This window comes from Glaciimonas sp. GG7, assembly GCF_052976905.1.
In genome coordinates, this window is record NZ_JBRIIQ010000198.1 from 1 (window position 1) to 2147 (window position 2147).

2 protein-coding genes are annotated in these 2147 nt (G+C 50.4%); both read right to left on the reverse strand.

Annotation, left to right across the window (positions count from 1 at the left end):
* Window positions 1-3: 3 nt before the first annotated feature.
* Window positions 4-918 (reverse strand): choline ABC transporter substrate-binding protein, encoded by a 915-nt coding sequence (locus ACVBEF_RS21045; protein WP_447125847.1) that lies wholly within the window; start codon window positions 916-918, stop codon window positions 4-6.
* Between the two features lie 375 nt (window positions 919-1293).
* Window positions 1294-2147: GlxA family transcriptional regulator (locus ACVBEF_RS21050; RefSeq protein ID WP_447125846.1), on the reverse strand; the 854-nt coding region annotated here is incomplete at its 5' end.

Genomic DNA, 2147 nt, shown 5'->3' on the forward strand with positions numbered 1-2147 from the left:
TGTCTACAGTCCGAGCGCTTTTTTCACCACCGGCAGACCATCCTTGCCATCGAACGTCTTGACACCGGCAAGCCATTGATCGAGGACTTGCGGATTCTGTTTCAGCCATGCTTTGGCGGCGACTTTAGGATCGGTGCGCTCCATGATCGGCAGCATGACCTTGTTTTCCATATCGGTCGTAAAGTGCAAGTTCTCGGCGAGCTTGTTGGCGTTGGGGCAGCGCGTCGGGTAATCGGTCGGCAGCACGGTAAACACTTTGGCCTCGCCATAGTTGGCACCGAAAGCGTCGTCGCCGCCGGTGAGGTAAGTGATTTTCTGCTGGACGTTCATGGGATGCGGCTCCCAGCCCAGAAAGACGATCCATTTCTTCTGTTTGATCGCACGGCCTAATTGAATCATCATCCCGGCCTCGCTAGACTCCACCAGCTTGAAATCCTTGAGATCGTATTGATTTTTTTTGAGCATCGCCTCAATGACGGCGTTACCGTCATTGCCGGGTTCGATGCCATAAATTTTGCCATCGAGTTGTTTGGAATACTTAGCTATATCAGCAAAGGTTTTCAGACCCGCATCAAAGACATAGGTCGGCACCGCCAGCGTATATTTAGCACCGGTCAGATTTGGCTCTGGCAATATCTTGATCGTCCCATCTTTGAGAAAGGGCGCGATCATCGGGTCCATCGTCGGCGACCAATAACCGAGAAACAGATCGATTTGTTTGTTCTTGATACCCGCAAACGTAATCGGCACAGAAGCAATCGTTTTGGTGCTGCGATAGCCGAGCGCGTCAAAGACAAACGATGCCAGACCAGTGGTAGCGGCAATATCGGTCCATCCGACGTCAGCAAAACGCACCGTCTGACAAGCCTGAGACTCGCTGGCCTGTGCGGTAGGGGCGAGTGACAAAACGCTCAGCATTCCAACTGCGACAGCAACTGCGGCGCAACGATTAAACAATGGCATGGTTATGCTCCGAACAAAAAATGGATAGATCCTGGTGCCGAATTTTTCTGAAATACAAATACAGTTGTTATTTAATAAATTGATTCCAGTGCGTACTGACAAATCAAGTTTGTAAAAATTAGTTAACCGTTCGGACTCAGTCGGCACAAAGTACCGTATCGAAGATACACCGCCGTATGCGTATACTTCGATACGCCCTTTGGGCTACTCAGTACGAACGGAGTTTTTACATTCGAATATCAACAAGCCTTGATGAATTAGTGTCAATGCGTCAGGCACACCCATAAATTACACGCCACCGGACCTGCTACGTAGATAGATTGCGACATTCTATTGTCTGTCAGCGTCAATCGTGTCGACAATCGGTTCGGCAATGACAACTCCCGGATCGATCAATAACGCCGCTAAATCGACAGGCCGCAACAGATCTGTAGCGGCAAGAAAAGGATGATGCAGATGGCGCTCGCTACTAGGAGAGCGACCGAACTGATTGCGGTAAGCCTTACTAAAATGACAAGACGACTGAAACCCACAAGCCACCGTCACACTCATGATCGACATCGTCGTCTGCAGCAACAATTCACGCGCGCGCCGCAAACGCAACTGCAGGTAGTAATGCGTGGGCGTGACATCGAGATAATATTTAAACATCCGCTGCAACTGCCGCTGCGACAACCCCACCTGCTGCGCGATCTCATCAAAGGACAAGGTCTCTTCAATATGCGTCTCCATCAACCGCGCAACTTCGATCAACTCCTTACGACTAAACCCCAATCGAGCGGCGATCGGGATATGTTGCTGATAACTACTATCCCGAATACGCTCAAGAATAAATTGCTCAGAAATCTCAGCCGATAAGGTTTTACCAAAATGGTTAGCCGTCAGATGCAGCATCAGATCGATAGGCGCCGTCCCGCCAGAACAACTCAACCGATCCCGATCAATGGCAAACAACCCCTCCGTAAACAGCACCTTAGGAAACTCTTCCCGCAAGGCCGACAAATTCTCCCAATGAATCGCGCACTGATACCCGTTCATCAACCCCGCCTTCACCAAGGCATAACTGCCCGTACAAATCCCCCCCAACCTGACATGTTGACGCGCGAGCTTGACCAAAAAAGCCAACAACTGCATTTGCCAGCAGGACGTCTGCGCCACGATTGTTGCGCATTTGTTCCGTTGTC

Bases quoted from the DNA above. Each gene is read 5' to 3' on its own strand.
- ACVBEF_RS21045 (WP_447125847.1), bottom strand. From the start codon at position 918: ATGCTGAGCGTTTTGTCACTCGCCCCTACCGCACAGGCCAGCGAGTCT.